General features: G+C 62.4%; 14 protein-coding genes and 1 pseudogene. 10 read left to right on the top strand and 5 right to left on the bottom strand.

The genetic code is table 11. From position 1 onward, the window contains the following. Positions 1-17 precede the first annotated feature (17 nt). Positions 18-947 (top strand): cation efflux transmembrane domain-containing protein, encoded by a 930-nt coding sequence (locus AC2FNL_RS10655; protein ID WP_496833541.1) that lies wholly within the window; start codon positions 18-20, stop codon positions 945-947. On the opposite strand, the gene AC2FNL_RS10650 is transcribed toward AC2FNL_RS10655, so the two are convergent. The 5 genes and pseudogenes from AC2FNL_RS10650 to AC2FNL_RS10630 all read right to left on the bottom strand — a co-directional run bounded on the left by AC2FNL_RS10650 (position 941) and on the right by AC2FNL_RS10630 (position 5,952). Next, complete coding sequence (locus tag AC2FNL_RS10650) at positions 941-1,606, bottom strand: D-lyxose/D-mannose family sugar isomerase (RefSeq protein ID WP_496833540.1); 666 nt, start codon at positions 1,604-1,606, stop codon at positions 941-943. The two genes, AC2FNL_RS10655 and AC2FNL_RS10650, sit on opposite strands and share 7 nt — an antisense overlap. Positions 1,607-1,624: 18 nt before the next feature. Next, entirely contained in the window at positions 1,625-2,551 is a 927-nt protein-coding gene (locus AC2FNL_RS10645) for a carbohydrate kinase family protein (protein WP_496833538.1), read from the bottom strand. Positions 2,552-2,590: 39 nt separating this feature from the next. Further along, positions 2,591-3,571 carry a glucokinase gene (locus tag AC2FNL_RS10640; RefSeq protein ID WP_496833778.1) on the bottom strand — a complete coding sequence of 327 codons (981 nt, stop codon included), beginning with the start codon at positions 3,569-3,571 and terminating at the stop codon, positions 2,591-2,593. 48 nt (positions 3,572-3,619) lie between these two features. Further along, a pseudogene (locus tag AC2FNL_RS10635) lies at positions 3,620-4,918 on the bottom strand (GH1 family beta-glucosidase); the annotation flags it as partial. Between the two features lie 2 nt (positions 4,919-4,920). Next, the gene (locus AC2FNL_RS10630; RefSeq protein WP_170371964.1) at positions 4,921-5,952 is read right to left on the bottom strand and encodes a LacI family DNA-binding transcriptional regulator; all 1,032 of its coding nucleotides are present in this window, start codon (positions 5,950-5,952) and stop codon (positions 4,921-4,923) included. A gap of 231 nt (positions 5,953-6,183) precedes the next feature. Here AC2FNL_RS10630 and AC2FNL_RS10625 point away from each other — a divergent pair, with 231 nt between their 5' ends. The 9 genes from AC2FNL_RS10625 to AC2FNL_RS10585 all read left to right on the top strand — a co-directional run bounded on the left by AC2FNL_RS10625 (position 6,184) and on the right by AC2FNL_RS10585 (position 17,332). Continuing rightward, on the top strand, positions 6,184-7,452 hold the full coding sequence (locus AC2FNL_RS10625) for an ABC transporter substrate-binding protein (protein WP_093963165.1): 1,269 nt from the start codon (positions 6,184-6,186) through the stop codon (positions 7,450-7,452). 63 nt (positions 7,453-7,515) lie between these two features. Continuing rightward, the gene (locus tag AC2FNL_RS10620) at positions 7,516-8,523 is read left to right on the top strand and encodes a carbohydrate ABC transporter permease (protein WP_496833536.1); all 1,008 of its coding nucleotides are present in this window, start codon (positions 7,516-7,518) and stop codon (positions 8,521-8,523) included. Between the two features lie 11 nt (positions 8,524-8,534). Continuing rightward, the gene (locus AC2FNL_RS10615; protein WP_496833534.1) at positions 8,535-9,683 is read left to right on the top strand and encodes a carbohydrate ABC transporter permease; all 1,149 of its coding nucleotides are present in this window, start codon (positions 8,535-8,537) and stop codon (positions 9,681-9,683) included. A gap of 9 nt (positions 9,684-9,692) precedes the next feature. After that, positions 9,693-11,348, top strand: a complete 1,656-nt coding sequence (locus AC2FNL_RS10610; RefSeq protein WP_496833532.1) for an alpha-glucosidase — start codon at positions 9,693-9,695, stop codon at positions 11,346-11,348. A 3-nt stretch (positions 11,349-11,351) separates the two neighbouring features. After that, complete coding sequence (locus tag AC2FNL_RS10605; RefSeq protein WP_496833531.1) at positions 11,352-12,434, top strand: ABC transporter ATP-binding protein; 1,083 nt, start codon at positions 11,352-11,354, stop codon at positions 12,432-12,434. Between the two features lie 350 nt (positions 12,435-12,784). Continuing rightward, positions 12,785-13,909, top strand: a complete 1,125-nt coding sequence (locus tag AC2FNL_RS10600) for an extracellular solute-binding protein (RefSeq protein WP_496833529.1) — start codon at positions 12,785-12,787, stop codon at positions 13,907-13,909. Between the two features lie 124 nt (positions 13,910-14,033). Further along, a complete protein-coding gene (locus AC2FNL_RS10595; protein ID WP_093963159.1) occupies positions 14,034-15,146 on the top strand; it encodes an ABC transporter ATP-binding protein in 1,113 nt (370 codons plus the stop codon). 12 nt (positions 15,147-15,158) lie between these two features. Further along, on the top strand, positions 15,159-16,079 hold the full coding sequence (locus AC2FNL_RS10590; RefSeq protein WP_093963158.1) for an ABC transporter permease: 921 nt from the start codon (positions 15,159-15,161) through the stop codon (positions 16,077-16,079). Next, the gene (locus tag AC2FNL_RS10585) at positions 16,076-17,332 is read left to right on the top strand and encodes an ABC transporter permease (protein WP_170365990.1); all 1,257 of its coding nucleotides are present in this window, start codon (positions 16,076-16,078) and stop codon (positions 17,330-17,332) included. The genes AC2FNL_RS10590 and AC2FNL_RS10585 overlap by 4 nt, the downstream gene beginning before the upstream one ends. Positions 17,333-17,365 lie beyond the last annotated feature (33 nt).

Here is a 17,365-nt window from a genome sequence, read left to right as displayed (position 1 = left end):
CCGGAAAAGCTGAGCCGATGCAGGACACATTGATCTTTGAACGCCGGTCGCTGAACGCGGCAAAATGGGCCAGCCTGTTCATGGCGGGTGCCGGGGTTGTGGCCGGGTTGCTGGCAAACTCCGATGCGCTGTTGCTGGACGGGCTGTTCTCGGGGCTCAATTTCGCAACAGCTGTGGTGGCGGGATGGGTCGCCGCCTCGATCCGACGGGCCCCGGACCAGAACCGCCCCTTCGGATACGAGATCGACGAATCCGTCTTCGTGATGTTCCGCAGCCTGCTGCTGTTCGGGATCATCCTGATGGCGGCTGGTTCGGCGGTGAACCGTCTGCTGGCTTATGCCAAGACGGGCGAAGCCGCGCCGGTGGTTCTGGAATGGATCCTGATCTACGCCGGGTCGATGGCGACAATCTGCCTGGCGCTGTTAGCCTATCACCGCTGGAACTGGCGCCGCACGGGAAAGACCAGCGATCTGCTGCGGGTCGAGTCCCGGGCCGCGATGGTCGACGGGGTGCTGAGCCTTGGGGCCGGGGCGGCGTTTTTCGCGATCAACCTGCTTGAGGGCGGGCCGCTCGCCGGTCTGATTCCGGTGTCGGATGCGCTTGTGGTGTTGCTGCTGTGCCTGGCGCTGCTGCCGCAGCCGATCAAGGTGTTTCTGGGCGCGCTGCGCGATATCGTGGGTGTGGCGCTGCCGGCCGATGCCCGGGCCGAGATCATTGCGCAGGCCCGCCGGATCTGTGCCGACAGCCCGTTTCAGGTGCTGGACGTGGCGACGGTGCGCAGCGGGCGGGCACTGTTCCACCTTGTCTATCTGAAACCCGCCGAACCCGTGACGATCGAAGCCTTCGAGGCCGTCCGCGACCGGCTGGCCCAGGCCGCAAGCCCGGGCCGGGTCGCGTTGACACTGGCCTCGGACCCGCCCTTTGGTCCGGCCCCGCGCGCTCAGTAATCGGCGACCAGCAGGAATTCGGGCGCGGTATCTTCTTCGATCGTGGCAAAGCGCGGGATCGGCTTCTCGAACACGTTGTCGGTGCGGTCGTCATTGACGGTCGAGACCTCACCGATCAGACAATCGCCCTTTTCCGCCCAGAAGGCATGCCAGATGCCGGGCATCAGCGTGACGCTTTCGCCCGGTTTCAGGCGCAGATGCTCGCCGGGCTGGATGGTCACCGGGCAGGCGTCGCTGGGTACGGTGACGGGGGTATCGCGGTCGATGCTGCCATCGGGGGCCGAGGCGTAGATCTCCATCACCAGATCGCCGCCGCCGCGGTTGATGATGTCCTCGGCCTTGACGATGTGGCGATGCATCGGCGACAGCTGTTTGTCACGCGAAATCAGCAGCTTCTCGGCATAGAGCATACCCCGGCCCGCGCTCAGATCCTTTTCGTCGCCATTGCGCAGGGTGAACAGGAACAGGCCCAGCTCGTCGAACTTGCCCTGGCCGTAATCGGTGATGTCCCAGCCAAGACCACGGGCGCGGATGCCGGCGGCCTGCGGGCTGCGCATCTGCTCGGGCGTCCAGTCGGCAAAGGGCGGCAGGGCAAAGCCGAACGAATTGATGAAGGCCTGCGCCTCGGCCTTGATGCGGTTGATCTCGGATCGTTTCATATCGGTGCTTTCGATGAATTACAGCTCGTGCGCCCAGGGCGGGTTGGCCCCGGCGCGGGATACGGTGACGGCGGCGACCTTGCCGCCCAGTTCCAGCGCGGTGCGCAGGTCGTCGGGCGAGATCGCACGGAGCGCCTGTTTGGTCAGCAGCCCGTCGCGGTGCATTTGCGCCAACACCCCGGCGTTGAACGTGTCGCCCGCACCCACCGTATCGACCACCTGAACCGGCGTGACGGGCACCGAAATCGTGCGGCCATCGGCCAGATACCCGGTCGCGCCCTGGCTGCCGCGCGTGACGATCACCACGGCGGGACCGGCCTGCAGCAGCAGCGGCACCTTTTCTTCCAGCGATTCAGGGCCGGGGACGATCCAGTCCAGATCCTCGTCCGAGACCTTGACGATGTCGGCCTGCGCAATCATCCGGTTCAGCCGGGTGCGATAGCGGGTCTGGTCCTGGATGAAGCCGGGGCGGATGTTGGGGTCGATCATCACCGCGCGCTCGGCGCCGTGGCGGTCCAGCAGGGCGGCATAGGCATCGGCGCAGGGCTCGCAGGCCAGGCTGATGCCGCCGAAATACAGCGCCGAGGTCGCGGTCAACTGGTCCGGCATGTCTTCGGGGCGCAGCATCCGCCCGGCCGAGTTTTCATCGACGAAGGAATAGGTGGCGTGCCCGTCCTGCAGTTGCACGAAGGCCAGCGTGGTCGGACGGTCCGAAAGAACAACCTGCGAGCCATCCACATGACTGTCTTTCAGGGCCTGAGACAGTTGCTGGCCGAACATGTCGCTCGACAGCCCGGTCAGCATTCCGGCAGGCGCATCCAGCCGGCCCAGGGCGATGGCGGTATTGAACACCGCCCCGCCCGAATGCGGCACGAAACCTTGCGCGCCCGAAACCGTCGGCTCTGCGATCATGTCGATCAGGGCCTCGCCACAGCACAGGATCATGTCCCGGCTCCTTCCTTCTGCAAAGATCAGGCGGTGAGTTTACCGCGCGAGCGCATTTTTGCAGAAGTTGTTAGCGCCAACAATGCCAAATTCGGCCTGTTCCGACACATAAACGCCAAAGCCCTGCCGCAGCGCGTCGAACCGGCCTCCGGCGTTGAAGGCCGCCAGGAAGTCGTCGCCGAACAGCCAGCGGTTCTTCTCGGCCACGCCGCCCACCAGGAAGACGCCGCCCGTGGGCATCACGGTCACGGCCATGTCGCCCATCACGGCGCCCAAGTGGGTGGTGAAGATCTGCGCGGCGCGCATGGCGAGCGGATCGGATCCGTTCTGCGCGGCCTGCAGGATGTCCTTGGCGGGCAGGACGGGCGTGTCGGGCTGGCCCGCGGCCATGCCCGCGGCGCGGTACAGGATCGGCAGGCCCGTACCGCTGAGGAACATTTCGGCCTCGAGCGTCAGGCTGTCGCCAAAGAAGCACTCGGGCGCGATCCGGCGGGCGGCTTCGAACACGTCCACCTCGTCGCGGGTGCGGGGTGACAGGCCGACATGGCCGCCCTCGCCCGAGACGGTGTGATAGTGGCCTTCGGAATACAAAAGCGCGCCGACCCCCAGCCCAGTGCCGGGGCCGACCACCAGTCGGGTGCCCTTGGGCGGGGTCGGGTCGCCCTGCAGGGCCTGCACGTCATCGCGGGTAATCTCGGCCACCGACCACGCGGCGGCGGTGAAGTCGTTGATGACAAAGGTATGGTCCGCGCCAGTGGCTGTGGCGATGTCGGCCTCGGACAGGTCCAGATTGGCATTGGTCAGACGGATCGTGCCATTGCGCACCGGGCCCGCGCCCGCGGCGACCACGGCGCGCGGCGGCGTTCCGATTTCGGCGCACAGGTCGTGCAGGGCGGCCAGAAACTCGGGCAGGCTGCCGGTGGGCGATTTGCGCAGATCGGTGAGCGTGCCATTTGTGACGACCCCTAGCCGCGTGTTGGTGCCGCCGATATCGGCCACCAGGTTCCAGTGGTCGTGCATCGCGCCTCTGGGCTGCGCCATCGGGACCGAGACCGGTTCGCCCTGGGCCAAAGCCGCCTGCATCGCCCGGAACGAGGCCTTGGGGCGCCGTTCCAGCGTGTCGAAATCGACATCGACCAGGCCGAACCGCTTTTCGTATCCCAGCGCCCATTCGTAGTTGTCCAGCAGCGACCATATGAAATAGCCCTTGACCGGAACGCCTTGATCCAGCGCGTCCTGCACCGCCGACAGATGCTGATTCAGATAGTCGATGCGGTCGTCATCCTGCTGCCGCTCGGGGCTGGCCATGCCGTTTTCGGTGACATAGATCGGCAGATCGCCTGTGTAGTCCCGTGCCGTACGGGTCAGGAACCGGGTCAGCGCGCTTGGCTCGATCTCCCACCCCATCTGCGTCTTGGGCAGAGGGCCAGGCACCTCTTGCAGACTGGGCCAGGGCGTGTCGACGGGCGCGATCAGCTTGCGGGTATAGTAGTTCAGCCCGCACCAGTCGACCGGCGTGCCGATCGTGTCGAAATCGTCCTGCCACCCGTCGGGCAGGTGGGCCTGCAGCCCTTGCAGGACGTTCTCGGGGTAGGCTTTGTTGAACACGCCGCCGAGGAAGAACCGGTTGTAGATACCGTCATACAGATCGGCGGCTTCGCGGGCCTCGGGGGTATCATCGGCGGGTTCGGCCCATTCGAGGTTGAACACCGCGCCCAGGTTGGACATCCCAAGGCCCCGCATCGCCTGAATCGCGCGGCCGTGGGCCAGAAGGACGTGATGCATGGCGCGGGCCGTGGCGCGGATGTCGCGCAGGCCGGGGGCGTGGTGGCCTTCGAAATGGCTCAGCCAGCTGACGCACCAGGGCTCGTTGATCGGGGCGACGCTGTACATGCGGTCGCCGATGCGGCCCATGATGATCTCGGTGAAATCGGCGAACCAGTCGGCGATGTCGCGGTTGCGCCAGCCGCCCCGATCGGCCAGGGCTGAGGGCAGCTCCCAATGATACAGGGTGGCGCAGGGGCGGATGCCGCGTTCCAGCAGGGCGTCGGCCAGCCGGTCATAATAGTCCAACCCGGCCTGGTTCACCGGACCGCGCCCTTCGGGCAGTACGCGCGCCCAGCTGGTGGAAAAGCGATAGCAGTCGAACCCGGCCTCGCGGATCAGGTCGAAATCCTGTTCGAACCGGTGCAGGTGGTCGCAGGCCAGATCGCCGTTTTCGGAACGCACCACGTTGCCGGGCGTGGCCGCGAAACTGTCCCAATGGGTCGGGCCGGCGCCGCCCTGTGCGTGGCCTTCGATCTGATAGGCCGAGGTTGCGACACCAAAGAGGAAGTCTTTGGGGAAATCAGCGCGGGTGTATTTCATGTTCAGAACCTGTTGGGGGCGGGACCGGTCGAGCCGCCGACTACCAGTTCGGCCTCGAGCAATCTAGTCTTGGCCGGATCGTGGGGCGCGCGGATGCGCTCGATCAGCATCTCGGCGGCTAGTTCGCCGGCGTGGCGTACCGAAGACCGGGTGGCGGTAAAGATCGGAACGTCTTGTCCGTTCTTCAGATAGGACAGGTCATCGTCATGGGCGATCACCGATACGTCGCGGCCCATTTTCAGCCCGGCCTCGTCCAGCGCGCGCCGCACCCCGATCGCCGAGATCATCGACGAGGTCAGGATCGCGGTCGGCGGATCGTCCAGCCGCAGCATGTCGCGGGTTTCGTGATGGCCATAGACCTCGGTCATCTCGGCGCTGCGCATCAGGGCCGGGTCGGGCGACAGGCCGGCCTGTTTCAGCGCCTCGAGATACCCGTCGCGGCGCCTTTGGGCAAAGTCCATGTCCTCCAGCCCGTTGATCAGCGCGATCCGCCGGTGGCCCAGGTCGATCAGAAAGCGGGTGGCGCGCAGGAATGAGCTTTTGTTGTTCACGTCGATCCAGTCATAGGGCACGCTGACGCCGGTGGATCGGCCATGCACGATGAACGGAACCTGCATCCTGGTCAAAACCTCAATCCGCGGCTCGTTCACTTTTGGGCCCTGCAGCACCACGCCGTCGACTGCCCCGCGTTGGAACAGGCTGCGATAGGCGTCCTCGATCGAGGTGTCGTCAGCATTGGTAAACATCATGTCGTAGCCGTGCTCGGCATATTTCTTGACCGCGCCGGCGACGAAATCGCCGAAGATCGGGTTCACCATCTCGTGGCGCGACGAGCTGGGGATCACGTGGCCAATCACCATCGACCGACCCGTCGCCAGCCCCTTGGCCCGCGCGTTCGGCCGATAACCATGTTTGGCCGCCGCCGCCTGAACCCGCAGGCGTGTCTCTTCGTTCACCTCTGGGTAACCGTTCAGCGCGCGGCTGACCGTCGTCTGTGACAGACCCAGGATCTGAGAGAGCTGCTTGAGGTTCATAGCGGTTTCAAAACGCTTTCAATGCTTGTGTGCGCCCTGTTGTGTGGGGATTTGCCGCTTGCGTCAAGTTGTTTTGCCATTCTCTGCAATATACCATGAAAACATGGGCACAGGCGGCCCAAGCCAAAATCTAGCCATTGACAGGGCCAACATGTTAGCGGATAACGGCCGCATTCAAAGCGCTTTGAAAATTGAGTCTCACACGCGCGGATACAGTTGGGAGGAAAATCAATGAAACACTCGCTTTTGGCAGGTGCGGCCACGTTCGCCCTGATGGCGGGCGCGGCGCAGGCCGAAAAGGTCACCGTGTTCGGCCCGTGGCTTGGCCCGGACCAGGAGAATGTCGAAAAGGTTCTGGACGGCTTTGCCGCGGCCACCGGTCATGAATATGCCTATGTCGGGTCGGACAGCTTCGAGCAGCAGATCCGCATCGACGCCGAGGCCGGATCGGCACCGAACATCGCCGTGTTCCCCCAGCCGGGTCTTGCTGCCGACATGGCGAAGGCCGGGTTTCTGACGCCGCTTGCTGACGGGACCGCCGACTGGATCCGGGACAACTACGCGGCCGGGCAGTCCTGGGTCGATCTGGGCACTTACGCTGGGCCGGACGGTCAGGATCATTTGTACGGCTTCTTCTACAAGGTCGATGTGAAATCGCTGGTCTGGTACGTGCCCGAGAATTTCGAGGACGCGGGATATGAAGTCCCGACCACGATGGAAGAGCTCAAGGCCCTGACCGACCAGATCGTCGCCGATGGAGGCACACCCTGGTGCATCGGTCTGGGGTCGGGCGGCGCAACAGGTTGGCCTGCGACCGACTGGGTCGAGGACATGATGCTGCGCACCCAGTCCCCGGAGGATTATGACGCGTGGGTTGCCAACGAGCTGAAATTCAACGATCCCAAGGTCGTAGCCGCGATCGAGGAATTCGGTGCATTCGCCCGCAATGACGACTACGTCGCCGGTGGGGCCGGTGCGGTTGCAACCACGGATTTCCGCGACAGCCCCAAAGGCATGTTCAGCTCGCCGCCGCAGTGCTACATGCACCGTCAGGCCTCGTTCATCCCGGCCTTCTTCCCCGAAGGCACAGTCGTGGGCGAAGATGCCGATTTCTTCTACTTCCCGGCCTATGAAGGCAAGGATCTGGGCAGCCCGGTTCTGGGCGCGGGCACCCTGTGGGCGATCACCAATGACAGCCCCGCCGCGCATGACCTGATCGCCTATCTGCAGACGCCCGAGGCGCATGAGACCTGGATGGCGCTCAGCGGTTTTTTGACCCCGCACAAGGGTGTCGATACCTCGGCCTTCTCGGACCCGACCCTGAAGAAGATGAACGACATTCTTCTGGGTGCGACCACCTTCCGCTTTGACGGGTCTGACCTGATGCCGGGTGCGGTTGGCGCAGGCACGTTCTGGACGGGCATGGTCGACTATGCCGGTGGCAAACCCGCGCAAGAGGTGGCGGACGAGATCCAGGCGTCTTGGGACGCGATCCAGTAAAGCCATGAAACCGGGCAATCCGACCTCCGGGTTGCCCTACCCATTGTCGCCAGGGAGGGTGACATGCATCCCGCATTGCAAGGTCTGCTGACGATCGCCATCGGCGTATCCGGCTGCGTTGGGTACTTCTACCTGTCCAACCAGTTTCTGGACAAGATTCTGTTCCCGCCGCGCGGCCCGAACGCCGGACGCAACATCAATCGGGCAAACATGGTCCGGCCATGGTTGTTTCTATTCCCCGCTCTGGTCGCGCTGGGGCTGTACCTGGCCTACCCTGTGGTGGAAACGCTACGCCTGTCCCTGACCGACCGGGTGCCCGGCGGCGGATACGAATGGGTGGGTCTGGACAACTACGCCCAGATGATGGGAGAGCCCAAATTCTGGGAAGCGATGCGTAACAACATGCTGTGGCTGATCGTGGTCCCGGCGCTGTCGACAGCATTTGGCCTGTTGGTCGCCCAGCTGACCGACCGCATCCGATGGGGCAATGTCGCCAAGTCTCTGATCTTCATGCCGATGGCGATCTCGTTCGTGGGCGCATCGGTGATCTGGAAGCTTGTCTATGACACCCGTCCCGTCGAGCAGGACCAGATCGGCATGCTGAATGCCCTGTACATCTTCTTTGGCGGAACCGACCCGCAGACCTGGCTGACGATCCCGTTCTGGAACAATTTCTTCCTGATGATCGTGCTGGTCTGGATTCAGACGGGCTTTGCCATGGTGATCCTGTCGGCTGCCCTGCGCGGCATTCCCGAAGAAACGGTCGAGGCCGCCATTCTGGATGGCGCAAGCCCGTTCCAGATCTTCTTCAAGATCAAGGTGCCGCAGATCAAGACCACGATTCTGGTGGTGTGGACCACGATCACCATCGTCGTGCTGAAGGTGTTCGACATCGTTTTCGCCATGACCAACGGCCAGTGGGAGACACAGGTCTTGGCCAACTACATGTTCGACAAGCTGTTCCGCGCCAATGACTGGGGCGTGGGCTCGGCCTCGGCCATGGTGATCATGCTGCTGGTGACGCCGATCCTCGTCTGGAACGTGCGCAACGCGCGCAAGGAAATGGAATAGGAGGGCGCGTCATGAGTGAGATCGCAGGAACCCGCCCGGCGCTCAGATGGGCCGTACATGCCTCGGTTCTGTTTCTGGTGGTGCTGTGGGTGGTGCCAACGCTGGGCCTGTTCATCTCGTCCTTCCGCACGGCGGACCAGATCGCGACCAGCGGCTGGTGGCGGGCGATTTTCCCGTCCGAGCAGAACCTGACGCTGCGCAGCGCCGCGCCCGACACCCAGATGCAGGAAAACGGCCTGTATGTGATCGAGGGCAACCTGTTCGACGCCGGAACCAAGGCGCGCATCTCGAAATGGGGCATCAGCTCGCGCGAGATCGATGCGTTTGAGCCGGGCCAGACCGCCGAACTGCGCAAGGGCGGTACGATCACCGTTCAGGCCAATGGCGACTACCGGATGGAGAACGCCGAGGAATTCACCGGCAGCCGTGGGTCGCGCGTCTTCGTGACCGCCGAACTGCCGCCCGAGTTCACGCTGGACAACTACCACAAGGTCCTGCTGGCCGAGGACAGCACTGACAGCATGGCCAAGGCGTTCTTCAACACGTTGACGGTCACGATTCCGGCCACGATCATCCCGATCCTGGTGGCGGCCTTTGCGGCCTATGCGCTGGCCTGGATGGATTTCCCGGGCCGTGCGCTGTTGATCGCCGCGGTAGTCGGTCTGCTGGTGGTGCCCTTGCAGTTGGCACTGATCCCGCTGCTGAAATTCCACCTGAACATCGGCATCGGCAAAGGGTATCTGGGCGTCTGGCTGGCCCATACCGGCTTTGGCATGCCGCTGGCGATCTATCTTTTGCGCAACTACATGGCCGGGCTGCCCCGCGACCTGATTGAGAATGCGCGGGTCGATGGCGCCACCGAGTTTCAAATCTTCACCAAGCTGATCCTGCCGCTGAGCTTTCCGGCGCTGGCCTCGTTCGCCATCTTCCAGTTCCTGTGGACATGGAACGACTTGCTGGTGGCCAAAGTGTTCCTGATCGACGCATCCGGAGAAACCACCGTGATGACCAACAGTATCGTCGAGCTTCTGGGCACCCGTGGCGGCAATTGGGAAATCCTGGCCACGGCCGCATTCGTGTCGATCGCGGTGCCGCTGGTCGTCTTCTTTGCAATGCAGAAATACCTGGTCCGCGGATTGCTGGCCGGTTCAGTCAAATAAGGGCGTGTGATGAACGTGCAGAACAACGTGGACCTCAAGCACTCAACCAAGACGGCGTCTGACTGGTGGCGCGGCGGGGTGATCTATCAGATCTATCCGCGCAGCTTTCAGGACAGCAACGGCGACGGCATCGGAGACCTGCGGGGCATCACCCAGCGGCTGGACTACATCGCCGGTCTGGGGGTCGATGCGATCTGGATCTCGCCCTTCTTCAAGTCGCCGATGAAGGATTTCGGGTACGATGTCAGCGACTATCGCGCCATCGATCCGATGTTCGGCACGATGGAGGATTTCCAGACGCTGCTGGACCGCGCCCATGGTCTGGGTCTGCGGGTGATGATCGACCTGGTTCTGTCGCATACCTCGGACCAGCATCCGTGGTTCGTCGACAGCCGTAGCAACCGCGAAAACCCCAAGGCCGACTGGTATGTCTGGGCTGACCCCAAGCCCGACGGGACCCCGCCCAACAACTGGCTGTCGATCTTCGGCGGCTCGGCCTGGCAGTGGGATACGCGCCGGCAGCAGTATTACCTGCACAACTTCCTGACCTCGCAGCCGGATCTGAATTTCCACAACCCCGATGTGCAGGACGCGCTGCTGGACGTGGCGCGGTTCTGGCTGGACATGGGCGTTGACGGGTTCCGGCTGGACACGATCAACTTCTACTTCCACGACGCGCAGCTGCGCGACAACCCGGCGCTGCCGCTGGATCAGCGCAACGCCACCATCGCGCCGATGGTCAACCCCTACAACCATCAGGATCACCTGTATTCCAAGAGCCAGCCGGAAAACATCGCCTTCCTGGAACGGCTGCGCGCCCTGACCGATCAATATGACGGTCGCGCCTGTCTGGGCGAGGTGGGCGACGCACAGCGCGGGCTTGAGATCATGGGCGAATACACCCGTGGCGACCAGCGCATGCACATGTGCTATGCCTTTGAATTTCTGGAAAAACGCCGCCTGACGGCAGAATACACCAAGCATGTGTTCGACCAGCTTCTGTCCAAGGCCGGCGACGCCTGGCCGTGCTGGGCATTCTCCAACCACGACGTACAGCGCCACGCCTCGCGCTGGGATCTGGACGAGGCCGGCATCCGGCAGCACGCGGTTCTGATGATGTGCCTGCGCGGCTCGGCCTGCCTGTATCAGGGCGAAGAGCTGGGCCTGCCCGAGGCCGACGTGCCCTTTGAGCACCTGCAGGACCCCTATGGCATCGAGTTCTGGCCTGAATACAAGGGCCGCGACGGCTGCCGCACGCCCATGGTCTGGGCCGCGCAGGACGAACAGTCGGGCTTTACCACCGGTGCGCCCTGGCTGCCCGTCAGCACCGCGCAGGCCGAGCGCGCCGTTGACCGGATGGACGCCGACCCGCAGTCGGTGCTGAACAATTATCGCCGGGCCATCGCTTTGCGCCATGAATACCCGGCGCTGATGTCGGGCACCCAGTCCGACATGCGCGAAACCGGCCCGATCCTCAGCTTCCTGCGCGAGGATGACACCCAGCAGGTGTTCTGTGCCTTCAACCTGGGCGATGGCGCCGCCGAAATCGCCCTGCCCAAGGGCAACTGGCGCTGCATCGGTCAGGATCTGGGCGCAGTCGAGGCACAGGGCCGCGCCACGCTGGCGTCCTCGCAGTTCTGCCTGATGGTCCGAGAGAAAGGGTAACCCATGTCCGAGCTCAAGCTGACCGATGTCGCCAAGACCTATGGCAATGTCGATGTCCTGAAAGACATCAACCTCGAGATCGAGCGCGGCGAGTTGATCGTGTTCGTCGGCCCCTCGGGCTGCGGCAAGTCCACCCTGCTGCGGATGATCGCGGGGCTGGAACGCATTTCGGGCGGAACGTTGGAAATCGAGGGGCAGATGATGAACGATGTGCCCCCGGCACAGCGCGGCATCGCCATGGTGTTCCAAAGCTATGCGCTGTATCCGCACATGACCGTGCGCGAGAACATGGCCTTTGCCCTGAAGATCGCCAAGATGCCCGCCGATCAGATCGACGCCGCGGTGAACCGCGCGGCGCAGATCCTGCAGCTGGAACCGTTTCTAGACCGTCTGCCCAAAGCTCTGTCGGGCGGTCAGCGTCAGCGGGTCGCCATCGGCCGGGCCATCGTGCGCGACCCCAAGGTCTATCTGTTCGACGAGCCGCTGTCGAACCTGGATGCCGCGCTGCGGGTGGCCACACGGATCGAGATCGCGCGCCTGAAAGAGGCGATGCCCGACAGCACGATGATCTATGTGACCCACGATCAGGTCGAGGCAATGACCCTTGCCAGCCGGATCGTGGTTCTGGCCAACAAGGGCATCGCACAGGTTGGTACGCCGCTGGAGCTGTACGAGACGCCCGACAATGAATTCGTGGCCCAGTTTATCGGCTCGCCTGCCATGAACCTGCTGCCGGGCACGATCACCGGCACCGGTGCCACCACGACCGTTGCGTTGGACTGTGGCGGAACGGCAGTTTCGGCCATACCGACCGAGGACGCCGACGCCGGCAAGAAGGTCAACGTGGGTGTGCGGCCCGAGGATCTGGTGGTCGCCGACGGTGACCCCATCGTGACCGGGACCGTGGACTTTACCGAAGCCTTGGGCGAGGTGACGCTGCTCTATTTCGCGAAAGCCCCCGGCGCTGAGTCGGTGATCGGCAAACTGCCGGGCATCCATCGTGGCTTGCGTGGCCAGACGGTTTCGGTGACTGCCGCGCCGGAGAAGATCCATCTGTTTCATGACGGCCGGTCAATGCGCAAATAGCTCCGACCGCGTCGTGATTCTGGTCTGAATTTGTCGCAAATCGATTTTTGCGGCTGAAATGATGCGCATCGATTAGGCGGATGCGTAAAAATTCGCGTGATCTCCCTGTGTGACATGAGGCCAGTTCCGATGCGCCGTTAGGTATCGTCGACCCTTTTGATATATGATCCTTGCGCGAATTCCCGCAGAGGCGCGTGCTGTTTGGGCAGGCTCCGGGCTTGGGCTTCCGAGGGAACTGGACCTAAGAATTTCGCAAACTGTCACTTTTTGGACTGACGGGGCGACCGCAAAACTCTAACGTGACGCACGGATAAAAAACAATACTCAGTCCAAACACGGGAGAAACACGAATGACCAAATCGTCAAACTTCAGCCGTCGTACGGTGTTGAAAGGGGCCGGCGCAGCTGCGCTGGCGTCACCTCTGTACAGCAAAAGCGCCCTGGCATCTTCGGGCGAAGTCAACATCCTGATGTGGTCGGATTACCTGCCGCCCAGCTTCATCGAAGAGTTCGAAACCCTGACCGGGATCAAGGTGAACTACACCGGAATTGGCTCGAACGAAGAGATCATCAACAAGATGAAGGCCACCAAGGGCCAGGGCTTTGATATCGTTTCGCCGACCAACAACCGGTCGCTGCAGTGGGAGCCGCTGGAGCTTCTGCAGCCGTTCGACATGAACAGGGTCCCGATCGACAAGGTCAACCCGGCGATGGCCAAGATCGGCACCGATGCCTGGAACTTTGGTGACAGCGGCGCGCATTGGCTGCCGCATATCTGGGGTACCGAAGGCATTGCCTATCGCACCGACCTGTGGCTGCCCGAGGGCGACGCTCCGTCCTATGGTGACGTCTGGTCGGAAGAAAACGCCGGCAAGACCATGGGTCGCGCGCATTCGATGATGCTGGGCGCGGGTCTGTACATGGAGCGCATCGGCGAGATGGAGCCCGGCTCGGTCTGGGCCGCATATGGCGACGAAGACACCATGCGCAAGGTCTGGGGTCAGATCACCGACTGGTGCATCGCCCGCAAGGACCGGATCAAACTGATCTGGAACGATGCCGACACCCAGAAGAACGGCCTGCTGAACGAAGGGGTTGTCGTCGGACAGACTTGGGATGGTCCGCCGCTGGCACTGAAATCCGCTGGCGAACCGGTGCACTACCAGGCTCCGGTCGAGGGTGCGATGGCTTGGGTCGACGGTATTTCGATGCCGACCGGCGCAACCAATATCGACCAGGTCTACGCCTTCATTGACTTCGCCTATCAGGCCAAGCCGGCCGGTGTCGCAATCGACAGCCACGGCTACAACTCGCCGGTTCTGGGTGCCGACCAGTATTCGGGCGACACCTACAAGAAGAACTTTGCCGAGGCCTATCCGGGCGACTCGCTGGCCAACCTGAACCCGTGGCCTGCCGAAGCACCGTGGTACGCCGAGACCCGGACCGAGTTCGTTAACAAGTTCAAGAGCGCCTGATCGCCTTGAGATCGCGCCCCTCGCGTTGTCGCGCGGGGGGCCTTTGGACCCCGCACGCGTTTGCCCCGCGTGACGGACAACGATGCGGTGCGGCCTGAGGCTGCATCACAGGGAGATACCAAAAATGAGTGCAGGGATCGGAGTTGATCTGGAAAACCTGTGGATCCGCTTCGGCGATTTTGTCGCTGTGCGAGATGCGAACGTGAACATCAACGGGGGCGATTTCTTTTCGTTCCTTGGGCCTTCGGGCTGCGGCAAGACCACGATCCTTCGGGCGGTCTCGGGGTTCCTCGAGCCCAGCGAAGGCAATGTCCTGATCGGCGGCAAGAACATGAAGGGCATCGGGCCGAACAAGCGTCCTACTGCTCTGATCTTTCAGAACCTCGCGCTGTTTCCGCTCATGAAGGTGTGGGAGAACATAACTTTTTCGATGGAGATCAAAGGGGCCAGCGCCGCCGAACGGCGCAAACGCGCGGACGAGCTGCTGGACATGATCGCCCTGCCTGATCAGGGCGACAAGCTGCCCAGCGAATTGTCGGGCGGTCAGCGCCAACGAGTGGCCATCGCGCGCGCTCTGTGCGCCGAGCCAGACGTGCTGCTGCTGGACGAACCGCTGTCGGCGCTGGATCTCAAGCTGCGCCAGCACATGCGCACCGAGCTGCGCGAAATCCAAAAGCGTGTGGGCATCACCTTCATCTACATCACCCACGACCAGGGCGAGGCCCTGACAATGTCGGACAACATCGCCGTGATGCGCGCTGGCGTGATCGACCAAATCGCCGATGGCAAGACCATCTACAACGACCCGACAACCGCTTTTGCCGCCTCGTTCGTGGGCGAAAACAACGTCTTCCGCGGCAAGGTCAAAAGAGTGATGGGCGAAGAGGCCCTGATCTCGACCAACCGGTCCGGCGATTTGGTGGCGCGGATATCGACCGCCAATCAGGGCAAGTTGGCCGAAGGTGACGACGCCATGATGTTCATCCGACCCGAGGCGTTCTCGATTGCACCCGAGGGGACGAGCGGCGATCACTTCGTCACGGCACGGGTGACCCACGAAGAATTCGAAGGCAACGTCTTCAACATCTTCACCGAAGGAGAGGGCGGCAAGGAGATCAAGGTTTCGATCCCGAACCACGGGCAGTCGTTCAAAGATCACACCGGGCAGAACATCACGCTGGAATACGAAACCCGCAACGCGGTCGTCGTTCCGGCGGGTGAGCTGGCTGCGGAATAAGGAGGCCCGACGATGCCTGGCTTCCTCAGGGACTTCTTCAACCGCAACGGTTTCGGCATGGGGATCGCGATTCTGGGACTTGTCCTGTTCTGGACGATCGGCCTGATCATCCTGCCGCAGCTGTCGATGCTGGACTTTTCCTTCCGTCCCAACCTGCCGCCGCCGGAAATCGGCGGCCCCAAGGACGTGTACACGCTGGAGAACTACAAATACCTGATCTACGGCCCGGAAGGCGGCAGCCAGTCCTACAACGCCGTTGATCTGCGTGTGTTCTTCCGGACGTTGATCGCCGCGGTCTGCGTGACGATCTTCAACCTGATCATTTGCTATCCGATTGCCTATTACCTGGGTCAGTCCAAGGGCAATCACATCCGTATCTTCGCGATCATGCTGATCATCCCCTATTGGATCAACGAGATCCTGCGCGCCTTTGCGCTGCGTATCATCTTCGGAGAGACGGGTGTTTTGAACACGCTGTTCGTCGGATTGGGGATCTGGGACACGCCGTTTGATTTCATCCGCAACGACATCGCGCTCTATGCGGGCCTCGGCTACGCGTACATCCTGCTGATGATCTTCCCGATGTACAACGTCATCGAAAGCCTGGATGGAAACCAGATCGAAGCGGCGCGCGACTTGGGCGCTCCGTGGTGGCGGATCCACTGGAGGGTGGTCATTCCCTATGCCAAGCCTGGCATCAGTTCCGGCTGTACGATGGTGTTCATGCTGTCGGCCGGTGCGCTGGCCGCACCGCAAATCCTGGGCGGGCCATCCAGTCTGTGGTTCACGCAACTGATCTATCAGCAGTTCAATGACAACAACGACTGGCCACAAGGCGCAGCCTACGCCATCGTTCTGCTGGTCACCTGTATCCTGTTCGTGCTGGCAATGATGCGCCTGTTCAAGGTGAACATGGGGGATATCGGGAAATGAACATGTCCTTCCTCCGTATCAGCATCTGGGTCTATCTGGCGATCTTCTTCGCCTACCTGCTGGGTCCGCTGGTGATCATGTCGATCACCGCCTTCAACTCATCTGGTTTCCCGCGCATGAGCCCGTGGGAATGCCTGACCTTCCAGTGGTTCGGCGAGTTGTTTCAGGACCAACGCATCCTGAACGGCATCAAGAACTCGTTGATCATCGGCGCGGGAACCGTGGTTCTGTCGGTGGCGATGGGCTTGGCTGGAGCGTTGATGCTGACCCAGATCTGGCCCAAGCTGCGCGCGACCTACTACACGATCATCATCGCACCGATCCTGATCCCGGGCGTTGTTCTGGGTATCTCGACGCTGGTCTTCTGGGACCGGATCAACCGGATGCTGGGGCTGGGTGCCGACAGCTTCTTGTCGAACGGTATTTTCCTGACCGTGATTGGCCAATCCACCTTCATCGCCAGCTATTGCATGTTGGTTCTGGTGGCTCGGTTGCAGCGATATGACCTGGCGCTGACCGAGGCGGCACTGGACCTTGGCGCAACGCATGCACAGGCGTTTCGCAAGATCCTGCTCCCGTTCATGCGCCCGGCGATTGCTTCGGCGGCGGTGCTTGCGTTTCTTGCCTCGTTCGAGAACTACAACACCACCACCTTCACGTTCGGCGAATATCCGACACTGACAATCGAATTGGCTCAGAAGGTGCGCTACGGCATTACACCTGCGATTTCGGCGCTGGCCTTTATCATCGTGGCGCTGACCGTTTTCTTCGCCCTGTTGAACGAAGCCAAGTTGAAGCGTCAGGAACTGGTCGCCGCCGCGCGCAAGGAAGCCACGGTCGAGGAGCTGGCGGGCAAGATCAAGTTGCCCAGCTTTTTCTCGGGGAACATGGCGGCCGTGCTGCTGGTCATGTTCGCCGTGGCAACGATCACTGTCGTCGGGACGGCCATGGCCTACAACCCGGCCCAGTGTATCGCGGACGTCAAGGAAGAAAAGCGTCTGGAAGCCGAGCAGCGCATTCAGGAATTGCGCAAGCAACGCGAGGAGCAGCGCAAGCAGCGCGAGGCCGAGCAAGGCGACGCTCAGCAATCCACGCCCAAACCGTCTAACAACAGCGGTTTTGGCAATGTGTTCGCTCCGAACACATTGGGTGGTCAGGACGACGAAAGCTCAGCCGAGCCTGACGATCAGCCTTCGGGCAACAGTGGGTTCGGCAACGTCTTCGATCCAAACAGTCTGAAGACCGACGAGTAGGAAGAAGCGCCTACCAGAGCACCACATCCGCCC

Source organism: Ruegeria sp. CRTD044, from assembly GCF_059613485.1.
The sequence above is the reverse complement of the archived record's forward strand: the minus strand, read 5'-3'. Positions and strand labels throughout refer to the sequence as shown.

Excerpts from the sequence above, each read along its gene's own strand:
- AC2FNL_RS10655 (WP_496833541.1), top strand. The coding sequence starts at position 18 with ATGCAGGACACATTGATCTTTGAACGCCGGTCGCTGAACGCGGCAAAA.
- AC2FNL_RS10650 (WP_496833540.1), bottom strand. The coding sequence starts at position 1,606 with ATGAAACGATCCGAGATCAACCGCATCAAGGCCGAGGCGCAGGCCTTC.
- AC2FNL_RS10645 (WP_496833538.1), bottom strand. The coding sequence starts at position 2,551 with ATGATCCTGTGCTGTGGCGAGGCCCTGATCGACATGATCGCAGAGCCG.
- AC2FNL_RS10640 (WP_496833778.1), bottom strand. The coding sequence starts at position 3,571 with ATGCACGACCACTGGAACCTGGTGGCCGATATCGGCGGCACCAACACG.
- AC2FNL_RS10630 (WP_170371964.1), bottom strand. The coding sequence starts at position 5,952 with ATGAACCTCAAGCAGCTCTCTCAGATCCTGGGTCTGTCACAGACGACG.
- AC2FNL_RS10625 (WP_093963165.1), top strand. The coding sequence starts at position 6,184 with ATGAAACACTCGCTTTTGGCAGGTGCGGCCACGTTCGCCCTGATGGCG.
- AC2FNL_RS10620 (WP_496833536.1), top strand. The coding sequence starts at position 7,516 with ATGCATCCCGCATTGCAAGGTCTGCTGACGATCGCCATCGGCGTATCC.
- AC2FNL_RS10615 (WP_496833534.1), top strand. The coding sequence starts at position 8,535 with ATGAGTGAGATCGCAGGAACCCGCCCGGCGCTCAGATGGGCCGTACAT.
- AC2FNL_RS10610 (WP_496833532.1), top strand. The coding sequence starts at position 9,693 with ATGAACGTGCAGAACAACGTGGACCTCAAGCACTCAACCAAGACGGCG.
- AC2FNL_RS10605 (WP_496833531.1), top strand. The coding sequence starts at position 11,352 with ATGTCCGAGCTCAAGCTGACCGATGTCGCCAAGACCTATGGCAATGTC.
- AC2FNL_RS10600 (WP_496833529.1), top strand. The coding sequence starts at position 12,785 with ATGACCAAATCGTCAAACTTCAGCCGTCGTACGGTGTTGAAAGGGGCC.
- AC2FNL_RS10595 (WP_093963159.1), top strand. The coding sequence starts at position 14,034 with ATGAGTGCAGGGATCGGAGTTGATCTGGAAAACCTGTGGATCCGCTTC.
- AC2FNL_RS10590 (WP_093963158.1), top strand. The coding sequence starts at position 15,159 with ATGCCTGGCTTCCTCAGGGACTTCTTCAACCGCAACGGTTTCGGCATG.
- AC2FNL_RS10585 (WP_170365990.1), top strand. The coding sequence starts at position 16,076 with ATGAACATGTCCTTCCTCCGTATCAGCATCTGGGTCTATCTGGCGATC.